This window comes from Methylobacterium sp. WL9, assembly GCF_008040035.1.
Lineage (GTDB): Bacteria > Pseudomonadota > Alphaproteobacteria > Rhizobiales > Beijerinckiaceae > Methylobacterium > Methylobacterium thuringiense.
On record NZ_VRVE01000008.1, the window covers coordinates 86,187 to 103,517 of the forward strand.

General features: G+C 68.1%; 17 protein-coding genes. 5 read left to right on the forward strand and 12 right to left on the reverse strand.

Annotated elements, in window-relative coordinates:
• Positions 1-270: 270 nt before the first annotated feature.
• Positions 271-672, forward strand: coding sequence for a hypothetical protein (locus tag FV217_RS05530; RefSeq protein ID WP_147815095.1), 402 nt, complete (start codon positions 271-273; stop codon positions 670-672).
• 45 nt (positions 673-717) lie between these two features.
• On the opposite strand, the gene FV217_RS05535 is transcribed toward FV217_RS05530, so the two are convergent.
• The 3 genes from FV217_RS05535 to FV217_RS05545 all read right to left on the reverse strand — a co-directional run bounded on the left by FV217_RS05535 (position 718) and on the right by FV217_RS05545 (position 4,904).
• Complete coding sequence (locus FV217_RS05535; protein WP_147815097.1) at positions 718-1,077, reverse strand: STAS/SEC14 domain-containing protein; 360 nt, start codon at positions 1,075-1,077, stop codon at positions 718-720.
• A 58-nt stretch (positions 1,078-1,135) separates the two neighbouring features.
• Positions 1,136-3,505: a primosomal protein N' gene (locus FV217_RS05540; RefSeq protein WP_147815099.1), complete on the reverse strand. Its 2,370-nt coding sequence runs from the start codon at positions 3,503-3,505 to the stop codon at positions 1,136-1,138.
• Between the two features lie 106 nt (positions 3,506-3,611).
• Complete coding sequence (locus FV217_RS05545) at positions 3,612-4,904, reverse strand: MFS transporter (protein ID WP_147815146.1); 1,293 nt, start codon at positions 4,902-4,904, stop codon at positions 3,612-3,614.
• Between the two features lie 72 nt (positions 4,905-4,976).
• Between FV217_RS05545 and FV217_RS05550 the strand changes: the two genes are divergently transcribed.
• From FV217_RS05550 to FV217_RS05560, 3 genes are all read left to right on the forward strand, one after another.
• On the forward strand, positions 4,977-5,681 hold the full coding sequence (locus tag FV217_RS05550; protein WP_147815101.1) for an alpha/beta fold hydrolase: 705 nt from the start codon (positions 4,977-4,979) through the stop codon (positions 5,679-5,681).
• Positions 5,682-5,846: 165 nt separating this feature from the next.
• On the forward strand, positions 5,847-7,022 hold the full coding sequence (locus FV217_RS05555) for a complex I NDUFA9 subunit family protein (protein WP_238230654.1): 1,176 nt from the start codon (positions 5,847-5,849) through the stop codon (positions 7,020-7,022).
• 55 nt (positions 7,023-7,077) lie between these two features.
• Positions 7,078-7,500 carry a cupin domain-containing protein gene (locus FV217_RS05560; RefSeq protein ID WP_147815103.1) on the forward strand — a complete coding sequence of 141 codons (423 nt, stop codon included), beginning with the start codon at positions 7,078-7,080 and terminating at the stop codon, positions 7,498-7,500.
• 15 nt (positions 7,501-7,515) lie between these two features.
• On the opposite strand, the gene FV217_RS05565 is transcribed toward FV217_RS05560, so the two are convergent.
• Together FV217_RS05565 and FV217_RS05570 are read right to left on the reverse strand one after the other, a co-directional pair.
• Positions 7,516-8,157: a cyclic nucleotide-binding domain-containing protein gene (locus tag FV217_RS05565; protein ID WP_147815104.1), complete on the reverse strand. Its 642-nt coding sequence runs from the start codon at positions 8,155-8,157 to the stop codon at positions 7,516-7,518.
• A 75-nt stretch (positions 8,158-8,232) separates the two neighbouring features.
• A complete protein-coding gene (locus FV217_RS05570) occupies positions 8,233-9,543 on the reverse strand; it encodes an NAD(P)/FAD-dependent oxidoreductase (RefSeq protein WP_147815150.1) in 1,311 nt (436 codons plus the stop codon).
• Between the two features lie 193 nt (positions 9,544-9,736).
• Between FV217_RS05570 and FV217_RS05575 the strand changes: the two genes are divergently transcribed.
• Complete coding sequence (locus tag FV217_RS05575) at positions 9,737-10,225, forward strand: DUF3280 domain-containing protein (protein ID WP_246682720.1); 489 nt, start codon at positions 9,737-9,739, stop codon at positions 10,223-10,225.
• Positions 10,226-10,747: 522 nt separating this feature from the next.
• Here the strand turns inward: FV217_RS05575 and gatB are convergent.
• The 7 genes from gatB to FV217_RS23325 all read right to left on the reverse strand — a co-directional run.
• The gene (gatB, locus tag FV217_RS05580) at positions 10,748-12,220 is read right to left on the reverse strand and encodes an Asp-tRNA(Asn)/Glu-tRNA(Gln) amidotransferase subunit GatB (RefSeq protein ID WP_147815106.1); all 1,473 of its coding nucleotides are present in this window, start codon (positions 12,218-12,220) and stop codon (positions 10,748-10,750) included.
• A 73-nt stretch (positions 12,221-12,293) separates the two neighbouring features.
• The gene (locus FV217_RS05585) at positions 12,294-13,082 is read right to left on the reverse strand and encodes a class I SAM-dependent methyltransferase (protein WP_147815154.1); all 789 of its coding nucleotides are present in this window, start codon (positions 13,080-13,082) and stop codon (positions 12,294-12,296) included.
• A gap of 63 nt (positions 13,083-13,145) precedes the next feature.
• Positions 13,146-14,543 (reverse strand): GntP family permease, encoded by a 1,398-nt coding sequence (locus FV217_RS05590; protein WP_147815108.1) that lies wholly within the window; start codon positions 14,541-14,543, stop codon positions 13,146-13,148.
• A gap of 79 nt (positions 14,544-14,622) precedes the next feature.
• On the reverse strand, positions 14,623-15,123 hold the full coding sequence (locus FV217_RS05595) for a GNAT family N-acetyltransferase (protein WP_147815110.1): 501 nt from the start codon (positions 15,121-15,123) through the stop codon (positions 14,623-14,625).
• 262 nt (positions 15,124-15,385) lie between these two features.
• Entirely contained in the window at positions 15,386-16,360 is a 975-nt protein-coding gene (locus FV217_RS05600) for a hypothetical protein (RefSeq protein ID WP_238230659.1), read from the reverse strand.
• Positions 16,357-17,157 (reverse strand): ABC transporter ATP-binding protein, encoded by an 801-nt coding sequence (locus FV217_RS05605; protein ID WP_147815112.1) that lies wholly within the window; start codon positions 17,155-17,157, stop codon positions 16,357-16,359. Before FV217_RS05605 ends, FV217_RS05600 begins: the two co-directional genes overlap by 4 nt.
• Positions 17,157-17,331: iron chelate uptake ABC transporter family permease subunit (locus tag FV217_RS23325; protein WP_147815114.1), on the reverse strand; the 175-nt coding region annotated here is incomplete at its 5' end. The genes FV217_RS23325 and FV217_RS05605, both read right to left, overlap by 1 nt.

Sequence of the window (17,331 nt, forward strand, 5' to 3'; positions counted from 1 at the left end):
ATTTGGCGGGATTGAAAACTTAGATCGTTCAAATACGAATGATTCGAATTTTTAAACGCAATTCAGAACAGAGACAGGAGCTTAGGGAAAACGTTTTTGGCTGTGAAGACGAGCGGATGAAACTTGGCCGTTATTGACCGCGATCCTATGGTAGAGCTTCTTCAGGTCACATTCTCGCCGCTTCACTGCGCATACTCGGCCCATCTCAATACTCCCCGGTTCGAAGCAGGCCGCTGCTTCGGGTCCCCCGACCTCTCGGATGGATGACGCATGTCGAAGCTCGCCCTCACGTTCGCCCTCGCTGCCGGCCTGACCTCGCACATGGCCATCCCGGCGGGAGCACGCGACGGGGCGAATTACGACGGCAACTGGTCGGTGGAGCTGGTGACGGAAAGCGGCGCGCTCTGCGATGCGCGCTACAGCTACTCGCTCTCCGTGCAGGACGGGCAGGTTCGCCCGATGGCGCGGGCCGCGAGCGGCAGCACCACGGTGACCGGGCGTGTCGGCCGGGACGGCGCCGTCGGCCTCAACGTCGCAACGAGCGCGGCGAACGGCTCAGCCTCGGGCCGGTTGCAGATCCAGAGCGGCTCCGGCACCTGGAAGGTGTCCTCGCTCTGCTCCGGCCGCTGGACGGCGCGCCGCCAGACCACGCGCACCGCGCTGGCCGATTGATCCTTCGGGTTGACGAGCCGGGACCCGGCTCGTCGAAGTGATGGATCAGGACGCCGAGAGCCAGGTGCGCGCCTCGTCGATCCTGGCGCGATCGAAGACCTTGATCTGCGTCGGCGAGACGAAGCTGAAGGTCTCGGCCACCACCTTCAACCACTGCGCGTCGGTGACGAGCGCGACATGGCTGACGCCCTTCATCATCGAGATGCCGAAGCGCGGATCCTTGAAGAATGCCGCCGGCTCCATGCCTTCGAAGGCGCGGATGTCTTCGAGAAGCTTGAGCTTGCCGCCCTTTTCCAGGTCGGCCTTCATCTTCTCGATGGCGGAGTTCATCTCCTCGTCACTGATCTTCCCGTCGACGACGATCTCGCCGTAGTCGGATTTGGGCTTTCTTTCGTAGGTCAGCACGGTCTTAGCGCTCCTTGCGATGTGAGGCGGCCTCTGCACGCAGAAACGCTGCCATCCGCTACAGGAAGCTCTGCGGATCCACGTCGATTGCAACCTTGACGTTGCCGCGGGGCTTCGGGCTCCGCCCAAGCCAATCGCGCAGATAGCTCTGGATGTCGATGGCCCGATCGGTTTTTACGAGCAGCCGGAATCGGTAGCGCCCGCGGATCAGGGCCAACGGCGCCTCGGCCGGACCGAGCACCATGATCCCGGCCGGCGGGTCGGCCACCCGCGCCATGGCCTGCCCGTGCGCCTCTGCGACCTCGCGCTCGGCAGCGGACACGATCAGCGCAGCGAGCCGGCCGAACGGCGGCAGCCCGGCATTCTCACGTTGCGCGATTTCCTCCTCGTAGAAGCGTTCGGCGTCACCCGAGAGCAGGGCCGCGATGACCGGATGGTCGGGCTGGAAGGTCTGGACCAGCGCCCGGCCCGGCCGCTCGCCGCGCCCGGCCCGACCCGTCACCTGCTGCAGGAGCTGAAACGTTCGCTCGGCCGCGCGCGGATCGCCCGAAGTCAGGCCGATATCGGCATCGAGCACGCCGACCAGCGTCAGGTGCGGGAAGTTGTGGCCCTTGGCGACGAGCTGCGTGCCGATGACGATGTCGCATTCGCCGGCAGCGACCGCCTCCAGCTCCTGCCTCAACCGCTCGGTGCCGCCCGGAAAGTCGCTCGACAGCACGATGATGCGCTTGTCAGGAAACAGTTCAGCCGCCTCCTCGGCGATGCGCTCCACGCCGGGGCCGCAGGGGGTCAGGTGGTCGAAGGCGCCGCATTCGACGCAGGCCTCGGGCTTGCGCTCGGTGTAGCCGCAATGGTGACAGACCAGCGCCTTGCGGAAGCGGTGCTCCACGAGCCAGGTCGAGCAGTTGCGGCACTGGTAGCGATGTCCGCAGGCGCTGCAGAGCGTCAGTGGCGCGTAGCCGCGACGGTTGAGGAACAGCAGCGCCTGCTCGCCGTCGGCCACGGCTTTCTTCACCGCCGCCACCATCGGCGGCGCGAGGAAGCGCCCCCGTTCCGGCTTGTCGAGGCGCATGTCGATGGCGGTGATGTCGGGCAGCCGCCGGCCGCCGAAGCGCTCGGGCAGCACGATGCGGCCGTAGCGCCCGCGCTGGGCGTTCACCCGGGTCTCGATCGAGGGGGTCGCCGAGGCCAGCACCACGGGGCAGCCTTCGAGCTTGCCCCGCACCACCGCCATGTCGCGGGCGTGATAGTGGACGCCGTCCTCCTGCTTGTAGGCGCTCTCATGCTCCTCATCGACGACGATGAGGCCGAGCTGCCGGAACGGCAGGAACAGCGCCGAGCGCGCGCCGACCACCACCGAAACGTCGCCCGCAGCAACGCCGGCCCGCAACCGCTCCCGGCGCCGGCCGCCGATGCCCGAATGCCAGGTCGCTGGCCGCACGCCGAACCGCGCGGCAAAGCGATCGAGGAACTGCGCCGTCAGCGCGATCTCCGGCATCAGCACCAGCGCCTGCCGGCCGCGGCGCACGCATTCGGCGACGGCCTCGAAATAGACTTCCGTCTTGCCGGAGCCGGTGACGCCTTCGAGGAGGATGGTGCGCGACGCATCGTGAGCATCCCCTCTCCCCGCACGCGGGGAGAGGGCCGAGCCCTCCTTGTCGAGGGCGAGGCGAGCGGAGCGATGGTGAGGAGGCGCGACCGGAAGAGTTTTCTCCGAGGAAGACCCCTCACCTTCGCCCTTCGGGCTTAGCGCGCCGACAACGATGTCGTCGCGGCTCTCTCCCTGCGTGCGGGGAGAGGGGGGACCAGCGTCGAACGCGGCGTTCAACTGCTTTGCCGCCTCGGCCTGCGCCTCCGACAAATGCGCCGTGCTCAAGAAATCCGGATCGGGCGGCAACGCCACCGGCTCCGGCACCAGCGCCACGGCTTCGAGCGCCCCGTCGTCGATCAGCCCGTCGACGACGCTCAGCGAGACTCCGGCTTCCTTCGCGAGCGTGCTCTTGCCGCGGACCACCCCATCTGCGGCCACGGCGAGCGCCTTCGCGCGCGCGGCCGTCGGCCGGGCTGGCGGCTTGCCGGAGGAGCGGACGCCGACCCGCATGGTCTCGGTGCGGGCGGATTCGTCGGGCAGGCGCAACGCCATGGCGAGCGCCGAGCCCTTCGGTGCCAGCGTGTAGCGCGCAAGCCAATCGACGAGCCGCCGGAGCGGTTCGGACAGCGGCGGAGCCTCGATCAAGCCGGTGACCGGCCGCAGGTTGCTGCCGCCCGACGCCCGCTCCTCGACACCCCAGACCACGCCAGCGATCTCGCGCGGCCCGAGGGGAATCTGCACGACGTCGCCTTCGGCCAGCACGAGGCCGGCCGGCACCGCGTAGCTGTAGGCGGTGTCGAGCGCCAAGGGGATCAGAACGTCGGCGGTCTGGGGCATGGGATCGGGGGCTGCGGGACCACAGGCTCGCAAGATCGTTCTATATTTGTACCGGACCTCCGTCGATCCAGAGCCGGCACCGCTCTCCCCCGCCAGTGCGGCGCCGTCAATTCTTCACGCGCAGCGATAAGGCCAGAGGCACGGCGGCGAGGCTGAGCGCGCTCATCACCCAGAAAGCCCGGATGCCGACCGTGACGAAGAGTTGGCCCGCGATGAGTGTCAACAACGCGGAGGCAAGTCCGAGACCGAAGGTGCCATAGACGGTGAGCGCCGTCGCACGCAGCCGTTCGGGCACGCTCTCCTCGATCAGGGCGAGGCTGGCGAGGTGAAGGGCCGCGAAGGTCAGGCCATGCAGGCACTGGATTCCGACGAGTGCCGGCAGCCATGACGTCGTGCCCTGGACGGCCCAGCGCAGGCCCCCCGCAAGCGCGGCAAGCGCAAGCGTCCCAGGCGGACCGAACCGGGCGAGCAGCCGCGGCCCGGCCCAGAGAAACACCAGAATCTCGGCGGCGACCGATTCCGACCAGAGCAGGCCTGCCGTCGCTGGGGATATTCCCGCTTCGCGCCAGACGATGACGCCGAAGGCGTCGTGCATGGCATGCGCACCGATCACCAGGGCGGCAACGATTACGACGCGCCGGAAACGGGGAGTTGCCGCCAGCGCCAGGAAGCCGCGCGGCCCGGGGTCCACCTGTAAAATCCCGTCCGCGCAAGTGTCCTGAGCCGAGAAACGCAGCCAAGTCTCGGAGGGCTCCTGGTGCCGCTGCGATCCCTGAAGCCCTCCTTCAACGCTTCCGCTCGTCTGCAACGCTTCAGGACGAGCGTGTGGGTGGGATGGTGCGCCGACCCGCGTTGCAGCGAATGCCGCGATCCCGAAAGCCGCACCGCAGGCCCACAATCCCGCCCCGTTACCCCACGCCTCGACCAAAAATCCCGCGAGAATCGTGGCCGCGATGAAGGCGGCGGAGCCGGCGGCGCGGACCCAGCCGTATTCGAACGCCCTGCCCCCGCGTGCCGCCGCAAGCGCCAGCACGTCGGCGAGTGGTGCGACGGGCGCGGTGGCAACGGCCTGGGCAAGTCCGATGGCGATCAGCGGCCAAAATCCATGGCCGGCGAGCAGGGCGAGATTGCAGACGGCGGCGCAGCCGAGGGCGAGCGCAAGCAGGCCCCGCGTGCGGCCGCTCCGGTCGGCGAGCCGTCCGGCGAGCGGCCCGGTGATCAGCCGCGTGACCGTAGCGGCAGCCAAGAAACCCGCGATCTCCTGCGGGGCGAGCCCGCGCTCGGAAAGGAACGCCGGGAGGAAGGGCGAGAGCGCGCCGTAGGCACCGTAGAGCGCCGCGAAGAGCATCAGGAAGCCGGCGAGGCCCCTGCCCTTCTCGAACCCCTCGGCCTTCGTCATCGCGTGTCCATTCGCCTGCAACGATGGGCGGATGCGCGCCATCGCGGTATCCTGCCCCGAAACGAGGGGTGAATGATCGCCGAATCCGAAACGATTGCGCCGGAAGGCGTCGTCCTGCTGCACGGTACGGTACGGCGCGCCGCGTCGATGGGCCGGATCGAGCAGGCGTTTCGCGCGGCGGGCTATGCCACGCTCAACCTCGACTATCCGGCGCGGCAGGCCTCACTCGGCGTCATCGCCGGGATGCTGTCCCCCGAAATCGAGACTTTCACGACGCGGATCTCGCGGCTGCACGTGGTGACGCACTCGATGGGCGGCCTTGTGGCGCGCGCTCTGATCACCCGGCATCGGCCGCGCAATCTCGGCCGCGTGGTGATGCTGGCGCCGCCGAACGGCGGCAGCGAGGTTGCCGACGCCCTGCATCGCCTGCGCCCCTATCGCCGCTTCTTCGGACCGTCCGGCGCCCAACTCGTCACGCGGCGCAGCGAGGGCTTGGCGCGGCTGCTCGGCACGGTCGATTATCCCCTCGGAATCATCGCCGCGGACCGCAGCCTCTATCCGCTGGAGTCCCTGTTCCTGCTGCCGGGCCCGAATGACGGGCGCGTCACGGTGGCGCGAACGCGCGTGCCCGGCATGAGCGGCCACATCACTCTCCACACCACGCACCCGATGATGATGTGGAACCGCCGGGTCATCCGCGAGGCGCTGCACTTCGTCCGCGAAGGGCGCTTCGGCGATCCGGCTGCGATTTCGCGTGCGGAACCCGCTCCCCGCTGAACCGAAACTGTTCTAAGAAGCGACCTGCCGGGATGATGGCCCTCGGGTCACGTCACGCCGGCCGAAGCCGTACCCGATCGTCTTGCATCGGGCATGGCTACAGGTCTTTGTTCTGTCGCGCGCTCTCATGCCGAACCTTTATCCAACTCGGCGGAGCGCGCTTTCATGAGACAGGTTCGTTCGGCGATGAGCATCGATCCTCCGACCCGCCCGCAAGATCAGCTCGTGACCGTGTTCGGCGGTTCCGGCTTCGTCGGGCGCCACGTGGTGCGGGCGCTCGCCAAGCGCGGCTACCGCATCCGCGTCGCGGTGCGCCGGCCGGATCTCGCGCTCTTCCTGCAGCCGCTGGGCTGGGTCGGCCAGATCGTTGCCGTGCAGGCGAACCTTCGCTATCCGGCCTCGATCCGCCGGGCGGTCGAGAACGCGGACGTGGTGATCAACCTCGTCGGCATCCTGCAGGAAAGCGGCAGCCAGAGCTTTTCGAATTTGCAGACCGAGGGCGCGGGCGAGATCGCACGCGCCGCAGCCGAGGTCGGCGCCAGGGTCGTCCACATGTCCGCGCTCGGGGCCGACCCGGCCTCCGAGTCACTCTATGCCGCCTCGAAGGCGCTCGGCGAGGCCGAGGTGCTGAAGGCACGGCCCGACGCGGTGATCTTCCGGCCCTCGCTGCTCTTCGGCCCCGGCGACAGCTTCTTCAACCGCTTCGCGACGCTCGCCACGATGCTGCCGGTGCTGCCGCTCGCCGGCGGCCAGACCAAGTTCCAGCCGGTCTTCGTCGGCGATGTCGCCGAGGCGATCGCCCAGGCGGTCGACGGCAAGGTCGCGGGCGGCCGGGTCTACGAACTCGGCGGCCCCGAGGTCGGCACCCTGGAGCACTTCGTCCATTATATGCTCGAAGTGATCATGCGCCGTCGTATCGTCGCCGACATGCCCTGGCCGGTGGCGCGCCTGCAGGCGCGGGTGCTCGAGCTGGTCAACACGGCGACGTTCGGCCTGATGCCCGATTTCCTCAAGTTGACCCGCGACCAGGTCATCCTGCTGGCGACGGACAACGTGGTCTCGGATGCCGCCGAGGCCGAGGGCCGCAGCATCGCGGCGTTCGGCATCGTGCCGACTGCAGTCGAGGCCGTGGTGCCCGGCTATCTCTGGCGCTTCCGCAAGGCCGGCCAGTTCGCCGTCGGCCGCGGCAGCGAGAGCGAGGCGGCGATCCCGGACTCGATCGCACCGCAGCCCGCCGGAAAGGGTTCGGCGCATCATCCGCGCACGGCCAGCGGTCCCGCCATCGGGCAGGGTTCCGCGCCGGCGAGCGGCATGGGCAAGCGCTGGGGCACGCGCCGCTGAACGCGCGCTGCCGTCGCGCGTTCGATCGGAAACCGAGTTTTTGCGGAGCGAAACGATGTCGGGTGAAGCGTCGAGCGTGGACCACGCCGTCTTCGACGTGGCGGAATATGCCAGCCGGCTGCCCGAAACCTCGGACACCATGGTCGCCGACCACCGCTTCACCGACGACGCGGCCGCCAGCGCCCGGGTCTTCCGCGTCTACAAGCCGACGCCGCCGCACACTCACGCCACCTGCGACGAGTATCTCTACTCGCTTTCCGGCCGCTGCCTGATGAAGTTCGGCGACGATGAGCCGGTGGAAGTCGGGCCGGGCAAGCTCGTGGTGTTCAAGCGCGGCGTCGTGCACTCGGTGCCGAAGATTCTCGAGGAGCCGATGGTGTTCCTCTCCGTCGACACGCCCCGGCGGGCACCGCGCGACATCCGCTTCGTCGCAGACGGCACCGGCACGCCCGACAGCTTCATGCGGCAGACGGATTGAGCGGCACCCGCGCCGTCAAAGCACACCGGCCGTGACCGGCAGCGGTTTCACCGCCGAGTCCGCAGGCGGGTTTTCGGCGCGCTGGAACAGCCGCTCGCTGGTCAGCTTCAGGAAATAGAACCCGAATTCCGGGTTCTGATAGTAGAGCTGCTTAACCTCGGAATACGGCAGGCAGAGTGCACGGCCGGCCTCGACGCAGACGAGCGAGCCGGTGCGCCTGTTGCCGGGCGAGAGCATGCCGAGTTCGCCGACCACGTTGCCGGCCCCGAGCTCGATACCGTGTTCCGGGATGTGGAAGCGGCCGCTCTCGATGGTGAACATCTCGTCGGCCGCGTCGTCCTTGCGGAAAATCGTCTCGCCCGCCTTGAAGCGACGCGTGGTGCCGAAGGGCTTGAGCCAATCGAGGGAGAGATCGCCGGAGGCCGCCGTCTCCACGTCGCGCACGAGGCGGACCATCTGGTAGAGCCGCCAGGCGTTGAACGGGATCTGGATCGCCTCGGTGAGCACCACCGGCATGCTGCCGATCAGCACGCCGTAGGTGATCACGAAACAGCTCGCGACGAGCGCCACGATGCGCAACGGGATCATCGTGCTCATCGCCGAGGCGGCGACGGTGAGCACGGTGCCAGCATAGCCGATCGCCTCGACCCAGTTCATGCGCCCTCCCGTGCCACGATTCCGACCGGCCGGTTAGATCCGACATGCGACACTGGTGAGGCAATACGGCGCGGCTCAACCACGACTGAGCCCAAGCCGTTCGACGATCTCGCCGGCCGCACGAAGGCCCTCGGCATAGGCGCCCCCGACGGTGCCCCATTGCTCGCGCGACAGCGCCTCGCCCGCGAACCACAGCCTGTCGTCGACCGAAGCCTTGAGCGTGTTTCGCGCCTCGGCGTGGCCCGGTGGCACCACGGCCCAGGAGCCGCGCGACCAGGGATCGTGCCGCCATTCGGTGACGGCCGGTATGCGCAGGTCTCGCAGCGCACGGTGGCCGAAATGTTCGGCGAAGACCGTGCGCACGAAGCGCCGTGCGGCGTCTGCGGACTCCGCCTTGGCGTCGAGCACCTCCGCCGTGCCGGCATCCATCTCGAAGTAGTGGAACGGCGTCCCGTCGATCCGGGTGAGCAAGCCCGGTGGCTTATGCCGCCCGCCGACGATGCTGGCGAGCCGGTCGCGGCCCCGGAACGGCATCGAGGGCCAGTGCAGCACGGCGTGTTCGTAGGTGCCGGACCGGAAGCCGTCGATCGACGCGCGGATCTCGGCTGGGAGGGCCGGCGTGAAGCGCACGCTTTCCTGCAGCACCATGATCGGAAGGGTGACGACGACGGCCTTGGCGCGCAGCACCGCCCCGGCCTCGGTCTCGACGCTCACGCCGGTGCCCGACCGGTCGATGCGGCCGACAGGCGTGCCGAGCGCGATCGGCAATCCCTGAGCCAGCCGCGCGAGGTAGGCGCCGTAGCCGCCACCCACGAAAAAGTTGTCGCCGTATTCGAGGCTCGGCCAATCGTGCAGCGAGACCTCGTCGAGGGGGCGCCCGGAGACGAGGGCGTGGACCAGCGCGATCCGGTCCCGCCAAGGCCCGAGCCCCACCGGAACGAGCGAGCCGACCGGCCGGTCCTCGTTCGACCGCGACGCGCCGAGCGTCATCGCGCGGTCGGCGATGTCGAAGGCGCGGGAGAAGGCGGCCTTCTCGGCCGGCCGCGCCCGGCGCCTGCCGACCATGAGATGACTGTCCTGCGCCGCCTTACGAAGTGGCTCGCCGCGCGCATGGCCGAGGGCGACCAGCGGATTGACCGGGCCGGCATGCAGCCAATGCGCGCCGAGATCGATCGGATGGCCGCGCAGGCTTGTGGTCACGGCGCGACCTCCGACGCGGTCGCGCGCCTCTAGGACGGCGACGGACGACCCGGCCTCGACCAGGGATCGTGCGGCCGCGATGCCGGCGGCGCCCGCGCCGATCACGATGACATCGGGGACGCTCGGCAACGGCGCGAAGCGCGGCGGAATGGTCGACGCGAAATGGGCGTGGGCGGGCGTGACCATGGCGGCGCGAGCGGCGTTCATGGCTGCCTGCTGGCAGATCCGGGCGGTTTCGTCACCGGGAATGCCGCGCTGCACCGCTCATTCCCGGCCTTGAGCCAATCTCACGAGTCTCGGATGATCGAACGGGAGGCTCTCGCGTTGGCCCCGTGAACGGACCGTAGACGTCCGTCATCGAAAAGCATGGAGGATCCTCATGACGCCGATGAAACGCATCGCCGTGATCGCAGCGATGCTGCCGCTCTCCACAGCTGCGCAGGCCGAGCCCGAGAAGGTCGCAGTCTTCGATTTCCAGTTCGCCAGGGGCGCGCCGACGCCGCCCACCGAGGACGACAAAGTACGGCTGCAGAGGACCACGGAAGAATTCCGGACCCTCCTGAAGGATCCGGGGCGCTATACCCTCGTCTCCACCGACCCAGTCAAGCAGGACGTCGCCAAGACCGCGGATCTGCGGGCCTGCGGCGGCTGTGCCGACACTTTCGGCAAGACGCTCGGGGCCGAGGGGATCTTCGTCGGTGAAGTGCAGAAGGTCTCCAGCCTGATCCTGAACATGAACGTCTACTACAAGCCCCTGAAGGCGGGCGGACCGGAGAAGGCCTACAGCGTCGATCTGCGCGGCGACACCGACGAGTCCTTCGACCGTGGGATCAAATATCTCGTGAAGAACCAGCTCCTCGAACGCTGATGCCCTCATCGGCCTCGCTTCGTGGCTCATGATGTTTTTCACCGACGCTGCAGCGCGGTAAGTCTCTGTCGGTAAACGCAGGTGGCTTTTGAAAGCAGTGTTTCATCCGAATAGGCAAAAGCTTGGGTGCGTTTTCGGCTTGACGGACTTCGGTTACAGCCGCAGTCTCGTCAGGTGCTTCGCAATCGAGGCACAAGATCTCGGAGTGACGACGGTATGATGGTCGTCGTCGTTGCGAGATCTGGCTGAAGGAGACGGGCATGACTCCACCCCAGCGGAACGCCGCCTAGAAAATCTCGGGACCGGTTCGGCCTGAGATCGAGCGGCTCGTTACGACGGATCACCGGACGGAGGCGGCTCCAGGGGCGCAGAAGCGACCTGAATCAGGTACGACTTCGAACACGCATCAGCCCCAACTCAAGCCGTTTCCGCCGCGGTTCGTCCGCGGCGGGTATTTCGAAGCTTGTTAAGTCTGACGTCCCGGCAGCTTGGCTGCGCGGGCGTATTTTGCTGTGCGCTCGCCTACTCGATCCCCAGCTTCGCCTTCAGCAGCGCGTTCACCGAGGCCGGGTTGGCTTTGCCGCCGGTGGCCTTCATGGTCTGGCCGACGAACCAGCCGAGCAGGGTCGGCTTTTCCTTGGCCTGCTGAACCTTGTCGGGGTTCTTGGCGATGATGTCGTCGACCGCCGCCTCGATGGCGCCGGTATCCGTCACCTGCTTCATGCCGCGAGCTTCGACGACCTCGCGCGGGTTGCCGCCCTCGGTCCAGATCACCTCGAACAGGTCCTTGGCGATCTTGCCGGAGATCACGCCTTCGCCGATCAGGTCCACGATCTGCCCAAGCTGCTCGGCAGAGACCGGCGTCTGCTCGATACCGAGACCTTCCTTGTTGAGGCGGCCGAACAGCTCGTTGATCACCCAATTGGCAGCCGCTTTGCCGTCGCGAGCGCGGGCCACGGCCTCGAAGTAATCGGCCGAGGAGCGCTCGGCCACGAGCACGCCGGCATCGTAGGCGCTCAGGCCGAAATCGGCGATGAAGCGCGCCTTCTTCGCGTCCGGCAGTTCCGGCAAGCCCTCGGCCAGGGCGTCGACATAGGCCTGGTCGAATTCGAGCGGCAGCAGGTCGGGATCGGGGAAATAGCGGTAGTCGTGTGCCTCTTCCTTCGAGCGCATCGAGCGGGTCTCGCCCTTGCCCGGATCGTAGAGGCGGGTCTCCTGGTCGATGGTGCCGCCGTCCTCGATGATCGCGATCTGGCGGCGGGCCTCGACTTCGATGGCTTGGCCGATGAAACGGATTGAGTTGACGTTCTTGATCTCGCAGCGCGTGCCGAGCGGGTCGCCGGGCTTGCGCACCGAGACGTTCACGTCGGCGCGGAGCGAGCCTTTCTCCATGTCGCCGTCGCAGGTGCCGAGATAGCGCAGGATGGTCCGCAGCTTGGTCACGTAGGCGCGGGCCTCCTCCGACGAGCGCAGATCGGGACGCGAGACGATCTCCATCAGGGCGACGCCAGAGCGGTTGAGGTCAACGAAGCTCTGGGTCGGGTTCTGGTCGTGCAGCGACTTGCCGGCATCCTGCTCCAGGTGCAGCCGCTCGACGCCGACCGTGATCGTCGAGCCGTCGGCGAGGTCCACCAGCACCTCGCCCTCGCCGACGATCGGATCCTTGAACTGCGAGATCTGGTAGCCCTGCGGCAGATCCGGATAAAAATAGTTCTTCCGGTCGAAGACCGAGCGGTTGTTGATTTTGGCCTTGAGGCCGAGGCCGGTGCGTACGGCCTGTGCGACGCATTCCTCGTTGATGACCGGCAGCATGCCGGGCATGGCCGCGTCGACCAGCGAGACGTGGTCGTTGGGCTCGCCGCCGAATTCCGTCGAGGCGCCGGAGAAGAGCTTCGAGCGGCTGGTGACCTGGGCATGGATCTCCATGCCGATCACGACCTCCCAGTCGTGCAGGCCGCCCTTGATGAGTTTCTTCGGGTTTACCGGCGCGTTCATCGTGTCCGTCGTCGTTGTTGCCGGGACGGGGCCCGACCCTCTCCCTGTGTGTAGGGAGCCCGCGCCGGAGCGGTCAAGCCGAAGGCGGCGCCGCGCCCGGGCGGCTCGCAGCGAGGGTGACGGCGGGACCGTTCGGCCCGTTCGGGTCGTCGAGGATCACCGTGGTCTCGCTGAGCCCGAAATGGGCCAGCGCCGCGAGAATTTCGGGCAGCTCCATCCAGCGCGTTTTCGGCTGGTTGCCGCCGAGGAATTTCCCGAGCGCGCGATGCCGATAGGTCAGCTCGTGCAGCCGCACCGTCAGGCCGTCATGCGTGACGGTGCGAACCGTCATGGCGGGCAGTCTCGGCTGATCGAGAAAGTAATGCGTCCAGATGAACAGCCGGTCGGAGCGGGCGGCGGCCAGCCGTATCAGCTCCACCGGATCGAGCATGTGGTAGAGGATGCCGCAGCAGACGATCAGGTCGTAGCGGGGGCCGGGCGTATCGAGGTAGCGGCTGACGTCGCCGAGGAGGAAGGTCGAGCGGTTCAAGCCCGCCATGTTCTTCACGATCAGCGACTTGAGAAACGCATCCGAGTTCGATTCGACCGCCGTGATGCTGCGAGCCCCGAGCGCCTCCAACTGATAGGTGTGTGCACCTTCCAGGGGGCCGAGTTCGAGCACGTCGTAGCCATCGAGCCGCCCGTCCCGGCCGAGATGCTCGGCGGCCTGCCGCAGCCGGGAATCGTGCCGGAAGCCGGGGAAACCCGTCGCCGGAAGGCTCGGATCGATCTCGCTCAAGTCGCTCGCCCAGCGTCCTTCGAAGAGGTCGTAGGCGTTGCGATGGCTCGGTTCGTTGGTCAGGAAGCGCCGTTTCGTCGTCACGCTGCGCGGCAACCCTTGTTCTTCGCGATGGGTCCGGCCCCTTCAGGAGCCGCCGGCCCGTCCTCACACGAGGCCTGTCGCGTAGTACACCCCGATCACGAAGAACACCGCCAACGTCTTGATGACGGTGATGGCGAAGATGTCGCCGTAGGATTGCCGGTGGGTCAGGCCGGTCACGGCGAGCAGGGTGATCACCGCGCCGTTATGCGGCAGTGTGTCCATGCCGCCGCTCGCCATGGAGGCGACACGGTGCATTACCTCCAGCGGGATCCCCGAGGCCTGCGCCGCCTGCACGAACCTGTCGCCGAGCGCCCCCAGCGCGATCGAGAGACCACCGGATGCCGAACCGGTGACAGCGGCGAGGACGTTGACGGTCACGGCCTCGTTGACGAGCGGGTTCGGGATCGCGGAGAGCGCGTCCGAGATCACCTTGAAGCCCGGCAGGGCGGCGATGACCGCTCCGAAACCGTACTCGGTCGCCGTGTTCATGCCGGCGAGCAGCGAGCCGGCCACCGCCGCTTTCGAACCGGCCGCGAAGCGATCGGAGAGATTGCGGAAGCCGAGGAGCACGGTGGCCAGGATGCCGAGGATCAGCGCGCCTTCGACGGCCCAGATCGCCGCCACCGTCTTCACCTGCACCGTGACCGGATGCGTCGCCATCTCCGGATTGAGCGCGGCCGAGGCCTCGGCGCCGTAGGCGGCGGTGATCCATCCGAGCAGCAGCTTGTTGCCGACCCCGACGATCAGCAGCGGCAGCAGCGCCACCGCAGGGTGGATGGTGACTGTGTCCGCGCTCGCCGCCGGCTCCTCGGCATGGTCGGAGCCATAGCCTTCGCCAGCCGCCGCTGCCCGGCGTCGGCGAAACTCGAGCCAGCTCACCCCGAGGGCGAAAACGAAAATCGATCCGATGATCCCGAGCCAGGGCGCGGCGTACGAATCCGTCTTGAAGAAGCTCGTTGGGATGATGTTCTGGATCTGCGGCGTGCCCGGCAGCGTGTCCATCGTGAAGGTGAAGGCGCCGAGCGCGATGGTGCCGGGGATCAGGCGCTTCGGGATGTCGCTCCGGCGAAACAGCTCGGCCGCGAAGGGATAGACCGCGAACACCGCCACGAAGAGCGAGACGCCGCCATAGGTCAGGATCGCGCCGACGATCACGATGGCCGCGACCGCCCTGCCCTGCCCGAGCATGCCCGTCACCGCGCCGACGATGGAGCGGGCGAAGCCGGAAATCTCGATCAGCTTTCCGAAGACCGCGCCCAGCAGGAACAGCGGGAAATACAGCTTCAGGAAGCCGACCATCTTCTCCATGAACAGGCCGGTGAAGATCGTCGGCACCGCCGACGGGTCCGTGACCAGCACCGCGCCCATCGCCGCGACCGGCGCGAACAGGATGACGGAAAACCCGCGATAGGCGACGGCCATCAGGAAGAACAAAGCCGCGAGGCAGACCACGAAGCTCATCGGCACCCCTGCTGGCTATTCCGCCTGTGCTGTCATCGCGCGGCCCCGCGGAAGTCAAGCCTATCGAAACGTCTGCTGCTCACAGCCTGCGGTGCATCACCAGGGCATCGACGAGTCCAAGGCTCGGATGACGGAACGCCTCCGGCAGCCGGCCGACCTCGGCGAAGTCGAGGGAGCGCCACAGGACGACGGCGCGGGTGTTGCTCGCCACCACGAAGTTGAACTGCATCGCCGTGAAGCCGGCCTCCCGCGCCACGGCGAACGAGCGTTCCGCCAACGCACGGGCGATGCCCCGGCCGGCGGCATCCCGATGCGTCGCGTAGCCGGCATTGGCGACATGGCCGCCCCCGCCGAGCTGGTTCGGGCGGATGTAGCAGGTGCCGAGCGCATGGCCGTCCATCTCCGCCACCAGGACGCGATGGGCCGGTGCCATCCAGTAGGCGAGGATCGCCTCGCCGCTCCAGGTGCTCGGCAGCGCGTAGGTGTCGCCGGCGCGGACGATCGGATGGAGTATGGCGGGAATGGCATCGCGATCGGAGGACTTGGCCGGGCGGATGGTGATGGAACCGGTCTCTGTCATGGCACCCGAGCCTCCATTTTTGCCTTCAATGACCATCGATCTCGGATCCAACGGACCTGGCATAAACCACGATCCTCATGCTGAGGTGTACGCGCAGCAGGCCTCGAAACACGGCGGCCGCCTGTCCCGGTCGCCGCCTGAACTTCCGACGACGTCGCACGGGCCTGCAGGACCGTCAGCCGTGCTTCGAAGGCTCGCTCCGCGAGCGCCTCAGCATGAGGGGCGTGGGGGATGGCAGGGCCGTCGTACTCGGAACCGTCTCTCAACCCGCATCCGGCTCCTCTTCGTCCGCTGCGATCTCCATCACCTCGCCGCGTCGATAGCGCGCCTGGTTCTCGGCCACGCGCCGGGCGGCCTGGATATGGCGGCCTGGACCGATCGCGTCCGGGTCGCCCCCCTCGGTGACACGGCGCTTCACGGCGACGAGTTCCGGGTCGCCCCAGCGGTCGAGCAGGGCCTGGAACGCGTCGACGCGTTCCTGCAGGAACGGGATGCGCTGGCCCAGCGCGTCCTTGTAGGGATGGGCCGGGTGGATCGCGGCGAAGGGCACGAAGCCTTCCGGGATCGGCGTGGTGGCGGCGTGGGTTCGGCCGCCCTTGAGCAGCTTCGGCATCACGTGGGTATGCGGCCCCTCCGGACTCTTGCCGTCGGCGGGCGGGATCGGCTGAAATACCTCGACGCGGCCGGCACGGCCGACGAAGACGCGGTTGGGACTGAATTCGACGAGGCGCGGGCCGATCGGGTTAGCGTGGTCGAAGACCGGCTTGCCGGTGCCGGCGCGCAGGCAGGCAATCACCTCCGGGTCGGCCGAGCGCACGCAGGCGTCGACCGCGAGCAGGCCGAGGCCGAGATCGAACAGGATCGCGTCGCGGTCCTCGTCGCGCGCCGCGTCCTTGTCGGGGCCGAGTTCCGTGACCACCGTGCGGCGCGTCATGGCGCACGCCGCCTCCGGCAGGCAGAGGGCGATGGCGTGGTTCCAGCCCGAGTTGATCGCGGTCTCGTAGGCGACCGGACGCAGGCCCGGTATCGGTGTGAAGGCCACCGCGCCGCGGGAGGTATAGGCGCCAAGCCGGCCATCAGCGAGTTCGGTCGTCTGCTCGTCCGGGTCGCGCATGAACTCGGCGATGGCGCCGAAGCTGCCGACGCTCCAGGCGGTGTCGGGATCGGCAAGGCTCTGCCTTAGCAACGCCTCGACGGCGCGAACCTCGTCCATCTCCTTGGCGGTGGCGATCGTCATGGGCGTGTCTCTCCCGTTGATTGTTGCGAGCGGGCCCAGGGTAGGATGTATGCGCCACCGTCGGCATGGGTTCCGCGCTGGGCGGCGACGCCGAACACGCGATGCAGCAGACCGTCGTCGAGCGCTGCGGCGGGCGGAGCGTCGGCGACGATACGGCCTTCGCTCATGACGACGAGCCGGTCGCAGAACCGCGCGGCGAGGGTCAGGTCGTGCAACACGGCGATCACCCCAGCTCCGGCATGGCTGACCGTTCGTAGCATCGCCATCGCGTCGAGCTGGTGAGCCGGGTCGAGGGCGGTGATCGGCTCGTCGGCGAGCAGCATCTCCGCCTCGACCGCGAGCGCACGAGCGAGCAGCACCCGCATGCGCTCGCCGGACGAGAGCGTCGGCTCGACCCGGTCGGCGAGGTGGCCGATCTGCGTCAGCGCCATCGCTCGCGCGATCGCAGCCTGATCAGCGGCATCCTCGCCGGCGAAAGCGCGGCGATGCGGCAGGCGGCCGAGCGCCACGATCTCGCGCACCCGCATCGGCCAGCCGATGCCGGCCCCGTGGAAGAAGGCTGCGACCCGGCGAGCGCGCTCGTCACGGCTGACGGTGCCGAGCGGACGCCCGTCGAGGACGACCCGGCCGGCACTGGGCACAATCAGGCCGGCGAGCAGGCGCAGCAGCGTCGTCTTACCGGCCCCGTTCGGACCGACGAGGCCGACGAACTCGCCCGCGCCGACGCTCAACGTCACGTTGTCGAGAATCGTGCGCGCGCCGATGCGGACCACGCCCCCCTGCACGCCGAGGCGCATCAGCCCCTCCCCCGATGATGGAAGAGGAGGCCGATCAGGAACGGCGCGCCGACCAGTGCCGTGACAACGCCGAGCTTCAGTTCGGGCCGCGTCGGCAGCAGGCGCACGGCGATATCGGCGGCAAGCACCAGCGCCGCGCCAGCGAGCCCGCTCGGCCACAGGCTCGCCGAGGGC